The organism is Nocardia sp. MH4 (genome assembly GCF_019266065.1).
Lineage (GTDB): Bacteria > Actinomycetota > Actinomycetes > Mycobacteriales > Mycobacteriaceae > Nocardia > Nocardia canadensis.
This window is the reverse complement of sequence record NZ_LPNR01000053.1, coordinates 21,524-27,829: the sequence shown is the minus strand read 5'-3', so window position 1 is coordinate 27,829 and position 6,306 is coordinate 21,524. Positions and strand designations below refer to the sequence as shown.

Annotated in this window: 5 protein-coding genes and 1 pseudogene; 3 read left to right on the top strand and 3 right to left on the bottom strand. The window is 70.4% G+C overall.

The annotated features are described in order from the left end of the window. Window positions 1-485 (bottom strand): annotated as a pseudogene (locus tag ATM97_RS03525) (hypothetical protein); the annotation flags it as partial. 263 nt (window positions 486-748) lie between these two features. Between ATM97_RS03525 and ATM97_RS03520 the strand changes: the two are divergent. Further along, a complete protein-coding gene (locus tag ATM97_RS03520; RefSeq protein ID WP_218716475.1) occupies window positions 749-2,128 on the top strand; it encodes a DUF349 domain-containing protein in 1,380 nt (459 codons plus the stop codon). A gap of 57 nt (window positions 2,129-2,185) precedes the next feature. Here ATM97_RS03520 and ATM97_RS03515 read toward each other — a convergent pair whose 3' ends face one another. Together ATM97_RS03515 and miaB are read right to left on the bottom strand one after the other, a co-directional pair. Beyond that, on the bottom strand, window positions 2,186-2,761 hold the full coding sequence (locus ATM97_RS03515) for a hypothetical protein (protein WP_218716474.1): 576 nt from the start codon (window positions 2,759-2,761) through the stop codon (window positions 2,186-2,188). Window positions 2,762-2,898: 137 nt separating this feature from the next. Then, on the bottom strand, window positions 2,899-4,359 hold the full coding sequence (miaB, locus tag ATM97_RS03510; protein ID WP_255586916.1) for a tRNA (N6-isopentenyl adenosine(37)-C2)-methylthiotransferase MiaB: 1,461 nt from the start codon (window positions 4,357-4,359) through the stop codon (window positions 2,899-2,901). A 304-nt stretch (window positions 4,360-4,663) separates the two neighbouring features. Between miaB and ATM97_RS03505 the strand changes: the two genes are divergently transcribed. Next, window positions 4,664-5,392 (top strand): amino acid ABC transporter ATP-binding protein, encoded by a 729-nt coding sequence (locus ATM97_RS03505; protein ID WP_218716479.1) that lies wholly within the window; start codon window positions 4,664-4,666, stop codon window positions 5,390-5,392. A 31-nt stretch (window positions 5,393-5,423) separates the two neighbouring features. Further along, on the top strand, window positions 5,424-6,260 hold the full coding sequence (locus ATM97_RS03500) for a glutamate ABC transporter substrate-binding protein (RefSeq protein WP_218716473.1): 837 nt from the start codon (window positions 5,424-5,426) through the stop codon (window positions 6,258-6,260). Window positions 6,261-6,306 lie beyond the last annotated feature (46 nt).

Sequence of the window (6,306 nt, the reverse complement as noted above, 5' to 3'; positions counted from 1 at the left end):
GTCGCCGCGCCGTCGGCGACGACCAGCACCGCGTGCGGGGCGGGGTCGGCGTCGAGTTCGGCCCGCAGCGCCGCGCCCGCCCTGGCACAGTCCGCGGGCGTGGTGTCGGCGGCCAGCAGCCGCGCCGCCACCGAGATCCCGGGGGCGACCTGCTCGCGCAACCATCCGGCGACCAGGACCGGCAGGGGAAGCTGGGGGTCTGCTGGGGCCGCGTCCGGCCCCGCCGGGCCGAGCCCGACGACGACGTCGGCGCCGAAGCCACGGAACGTCCCTCTGGTCGTGGACGCGAAGTTCTGGTCGCGCGCGCCGACGCCGACGACCGTCCAGCGGTCGGTCGCGGCGGCGAGCGTGGCCGCGGCGTCGAGGGCGGCGGCGCGCAGCACCGCGGTCGGGTCGTCGGGATCACTGCCCGCTGCCACCCGGCGCCCGCACAGTTCGGGCACCAGCATCGGCGGCGACGGGACCAGGGCCGCTATCGAGAACACGCGGTAACCGTAGCCGTACCGCGCGCCGGGGGCCGCACCCGCCGCACCGCGACCGGGCAGCCGTCTGCGAGTGTCCGGCGCGGTGATGCCCGCCGAGATTGCTAGTGTTTTCAGGTGCGACTACCCACGTCGTCCGGGACGAAATCCCAGGAAATCCGGCATCCGATCACTCGGATCGATGGTTTCCTCGGCTCCGACCGGGTTCAATGGGATGTGCTAGGGCGTAACCAGGCAGCCGTGACGCGCGGCAGGGACGGAGAGCAATGACCGACAGCAACGGAACCGCGAAGCCCACCCCCGGTCCGGGCCCGCGACCGTCCGGTACCCCCAAGCCCGGCGGAAAGTCTCCGCGTCCGCCGAAGCCACACGCCGTGAAACCGGCGCCGGGCCCCGATCAACCCCATCCGCATCCGGTCGTCGTGCCGACGGTCACCGACCCCAGCAAGTGGGGCCGGGTCGACGAGGACGGCACCGCGTGGGTCAAGACCGCCGACGGCGAGCGGATCATCGGGTCCTGGCAGGCGGGCGACGCCGCCGAAGGACTCGAGCACTTCGGCCGCCGCTTCGACGACCTGGCCACCGAGGTGGCGCTGCTCGAGGCCAGGCTGGCCGCGGGCGCCGACGCCCGCAAGACCAAGGCGGCCGCACTCGCGATCGCCGAGACACTGCCGACCGCGGCCGTCATCGGCGATATCGACGGCCTGGCCGTGCGTCTGCAGGCGATCACCGAGCACTCCGAAGAGGCCGCCGCGCACGCCAAGGAGGAGAAGGAGCGCGCCCGGCACGAGCACACCGAGCGCAAGGAAGCCCTTGCCGCCGAGGCCGAGCAGATCGCCGCCGAGTCCACCCAGTGGAAGCACGCGGGCGACCGGCTGCGCGAGATCCTCGACGAGTGGAAGTCCATCCGCGGGGTCGACCGCAAGGTCGACGACGCTCTGTGGAAGCGCTATTCCAAGGCCCGCGAGGCGTTCAACCGCAGGCGCGGCGCGCACTTCGCCGAGCTCGACCGCGAGCGCGCTTCGGCGAAGACGCGCAAGGAAGAGCTGTGCGTACGCGCCGAGGAACTGTCGGGCTCGACCGACTGGACCGGCACGGCCGCGGTATTCCGCGACCTGCTCACCGAGTGGAAGGCGGCGGGCCGCGCCCCGCGCGAGGCCGACGAGGCGCTGTGGCGGCGGTTCAAGAGCGCCCAGGACGTGTTCTTCGCCGCGCGCAACGCGGCGGTCTCCGAGCGCGACGCCGAGTTCGAGCACAACGCCACCGCCAAGGAGGAGCTGCTGCGCGCCTACGCGCACATCGACCCGGCCACCGGGCTCGACGCCGCCCGCAACGCCCTGCGCGAGCTGCAGGACAAGTGGGACGCCGTCGGCAAGGTGCCGCGCGAGCGCATGCAGGAGCTGGAAGGCAAGCTGCGCGCCATCGAGAAGCGCGTGCGCGACGCCGCCGACCAGCAGTGGCGGCGCACCGATCCGGAGGCGGTGGCGCGCGCCGCGCAGTTCCGCGAGCGGGTCGCCCAGTTCGAGGAGCAGGCCGCCAAGGCCACCGCGGCGGGCAAGAAGCGCGACGCGGAGAAGGCGCTCGAGCAGGCCAAGCAGTGGCGTGAATGGGCCGAGGCCGCCGAAGGCGCGGTCAGCAACCGCTGAGCTCGCGAAACGAGTGAACCCCCGACCGGATGGTCGGGGGTTCACTCGTTCCGCGGGCTATTCGCCGGTCAGGCGCTTACGATCGCGTTCCTCGGCCTCGCGCGCGGCGTTGCGGCGCTGCTCCTCGGCGGCGAGCTGCACGGCGGTGCGGCTCCAGACCACGCGAATCCAGTGGAAGGTGAGCACCATGATCGCGATGGTGCCCAGGATCAGGCCGATGCCGGGGCCGGCGCCCTCGTAGTTGCCCAGGCCGGGGGTCTGCCGGTGCCAGATCGACAGCACGCCGAACACGCTGCCGACCGCCGAGCCCGCGCAGGCCAGCCAGGCCAGCACCCAGCGGCGGGTGGTCAGCGCCAGCAGCGAGAAGCCGACACCGAAGACGATGACCAGCCAGACGAAGATCCGCGAGGGCAGGCCGATGTGCTCGACCCCCGCGGCCTCGGTGTTGAGCAGCACGTCGAACCCGCGCGCGGTGCCCGCGGTCGGCAGCACCAGCGAGATCAGCAGCGCGAAGACCGCGCCCGCCACGACCAGCGCCCGCGCGCCGGGATCGATCTCGCCGGCGATGCGGCGTTCCACCGCGTCGAGTTCGCCGCGGAACTGTTCGAATTCCTTGTCGTCCACCCGGTTCACCGCGTTGTCGCTCCTGTTCGCAGGCTGATCGTTGCTGGTCTCGTGTGCGCCCGGCTCTACTGTGCCATCACCGTCCGCGCCGTCGGCACCCGACCCACTACGACCGGTAGTAGGTTCGGGGTCCTCCGGCGTCGAGCTCACGAGCAGCCGGTCGAGCAGCCACTGGTGACCGGCTCGACCGCGGGCGCGCCGATCCGCGGCAGCCCCAGGCCGACGCCGATCGGTTCGGTCTTCGGCGTCACGCCGCGCTCGTGCGCGTCGCCCGCCCTGGTGCGCCGGTGCGACTTCACCGCGCCGTCGGCGATCAGGTGGTGGGGCGCGGCCTCGGTGATGTCGACGACGACGATGTCGCCCGGGCGGATCCCCGCGTCGGTGCCGGGCCGGAAGTGCACCAGCCTGCCGTCGCGCGCGCGACCGCTCATCCGGGCGGTGGCGGCGTTCTTCTTGCCCGCGCCGTCGGCGACGAGCAGTTCCACCTCGGTGCCGATCAACGCCTGGTTGGCTTCGAGCGAGACCTGCTCCTGCAGGGCGATCAGCCGGTCGTAGCGCTCCTGCACCACCGCCTTGGGCAGCTGGTCGGGCAGTTCGGCGGCCGGGGTTCCCGGCCGCTTGGAGTACTGGAAGGTGTAGGCGCTGGTGAACCGCGCCCGGCGCACCACGTCCAGGGTCTCCTGGAAGTCCTCCTCGGTCTCGCCGGGGAAGCCCACGATGATGTCGGTGGTGATCGAGGCGTGCGGCATCGCCGCGCGCACCTTGTCGATGATGCCCAGGAAGCGCTCCTTGCGGTAGGAGCGACGCATCGCCTTGAGCACCCGGTCCGACCCGGACTGCAGCGGCATGTGCAGCTGCGGGCAGACGGTCGGGGTCTGCGCCATCGCCTCGATGACATCGTCGGTGAACTCGGCCGGATGCGGGGAGGTGAACCGCACCCGCTCGAGGCCTTCGATCTGTCCGGTCGCGCGCAGCAGCTGGGCGAAGGCCCCGCGATCACGCGGCTGTTCCGGGTCCACGAAGTTCACGCCGTAGGAGTTGACGTTCTGGCCGAGCAGCGTCACCTCGAGCACGCCCTGATCGACCAGCGCCTGCACCTCGGCGAGCACGTCACCGGGGCGGCGGTCGACCTCCTTGCCGCGCAGCGCGGGCACGATGCAGAAGGTGCAGGTGTTGTTGCAGCCCACCGAGATCGACACCCAGCCGGCGTAGGCCGATTCCCGCTTGGCGGGCAGCGTCGAGGGGAACGCCTCGAGCGATTCGAGGATCTCGACCTGGGCTTCCTCGTTGTGCCGGGCCCGTTCGAGCAGCACCGGCAGCGAGCCGATGTTGTGTGTGCCGAACACCACGTCGACCCAGGGCGCCTTGCGCACGACGGTCTCGCGGTCCTTCTGCGCCAGGCAGCCGCCGACGGCGATCTGCATGCCGGGCCTGCCCTGCTTCACCGGCGCCAGGTGGCCCAGGGTGCCGTAGAGCTTGTTGTCGGCGTTCTCGCGCACCGCGCAGGTGTTGAACACCACCAGGTCGGGGGTGTCGGTGGGCGCGGCCTTCACATAGCCCGCGTCTTCGAGCAGGCCGGACAAGCGTTCGGAGTCGTGTACGTTCATCTGGCAGCCGAAGGTGCGGACCTCGTAACTGCGCGCCTGCGTCACCGCGCGCTCCGTCGCGTTCTGTCCGTTCGAATCCACCCGTCCAGGGTACGGCCCGCCCCTGATGTGGTCTGCGTCGCGTCCGGGAGTCGCCCGTGGTACCGGCAGGTTACCGGCCGGTGTCGTTTCGGCGTGCCGTGGCGGCGAGTCACGGAAAGCCGGGCAAATCTCCGAAGAACGCCTAAGGTTTCTGACCATGACCGACGACGCCGCACCCGCGACCGGGAAAGCCGACGCCGCCGCCACTGCTGGCGCGCCGCCGATGATCTCGATGCGCAACGTGGACAAACACTTCGGTGAACTCCACGTCCTGCGCCACATCAACCTGGAAGTCCCCCGCGGGCAGGTCGTGATCGTCCTCGGCCCCTCGGGCTCGGGGAAGTCCACCCTGTGCCGCACCATCAACCGGCTCGAACCGATCGACTCCGGCGACATCGCCATCGACGGCGTCGCGCTGCCCGCCGAGGGCAAGGCGCTGGCCGCGCTGCGCGCCGAGGTCGGCATGGTGTTCCAGTCGTTCAATCTGTTCGCGCACAAGACGATTCTCGACAACGTCATGCTCGCGCCGCTGAAGGTGCGCGGCATCAAGAAGGACGAGGCGCGCAAGCACGCGCTGGCCCTGCTCGACCGGGTCGGCATCGCCAACCAGGCCGACAAGTACCCCGCCCAGCTCTCCGGCGGCCAGCAGCAGCGCGTCGCGATCGCCCGCTCGCTGGCGATGGACCCGAAGGTGATGCTCTTCGACGAGCCCACCTCCGCGCTGGACCCGGAGATGGTCAACGAAGTGCTCGAGGTGATGGTCTCGCTCGCCAAGGAGGGCATGACGATGCTCGTCGTGACCCACGAGATGGGCTTCGCCCGCCGGGCCGGCGACCGCGTGCTGTTCATGGCCGACGGCGAGATCGTCGAGGACACCGCGCCGGAGACCTTCTTCACCGCACCCGCCTCGGACCGGGCCAAGGACTTCCTCGGCAAAATTCTCAGTCACTGACCACCACCCATCACCAGGAGAAGGACACTCGATGAGGATCAATCGTGCGATGCGGGTCGGAATCGGCGCCGCGGCACTGGCATTGGCTGCCACGCTCACCGCGGGCTGTGGCGGCGGTGACGAGGGGTCGGTGCTCGACCACGCCAAGGACGGCAAGCTGACCGTCGGCATCAAGTTCGACCAGCCGGGTCTGGGCCTGCGCAACACCGACGGCACCTACAGCGGCTTCGACGTCGAGGTGGCCAAGTACGTGGCCGACAAGCTCGGCGTGAAGCCGGAGAACATCACCTTCAAGGAGTCGCCGTCGGCGCAGCGCGAGACGCTGCTCGAGAACGGTCAGGTCGACTACGTCGTCGCGACCTACTCGATCACCGACAAGCGCAAGGAGAAGGTCGACTTCGCCGGCCCGTACTACATCGCCGGTCAGGACCTGCTGGTGCGCGCCGACAACACCGACATCACCGGCCCGGACTCGCTGGCGGGCAAGAAGGTGTGCTCGGTGAAGGGCTCCACCCCTGCCCAGAACATCAAGGACAAGTTCCCGCAGGCGCAGCTGCAGACCTACGACACCTACTCGCTGTGCATCGAGGCGCTGCGGGGCGGCGCGATGGACGCGGTGACCACCGACAACGTCATCCTCGCCGGTTACGCCGCGCAGTCGCCGGGCTCCTACAAGCTGGTCAACAAGCCCTTCACCACCGAGAAGTACGGCATCGGTATCAAGAAGGGCGAGACCGAGGCGCGCACCAAGATCAACGACGCGATCGAGGCGATGATCGCCGACGGTTCGTGGAAGGCCGCGCTGGAGAAGTCCTTCGCCGGCACCGGTTTCGCGATCCCGCAGCCGCCGACCGTCGACCGCTACTGATCACCGCCGCGGTGGCGGTCCGGGAGTCCCGGGCCGCCACCGCGGT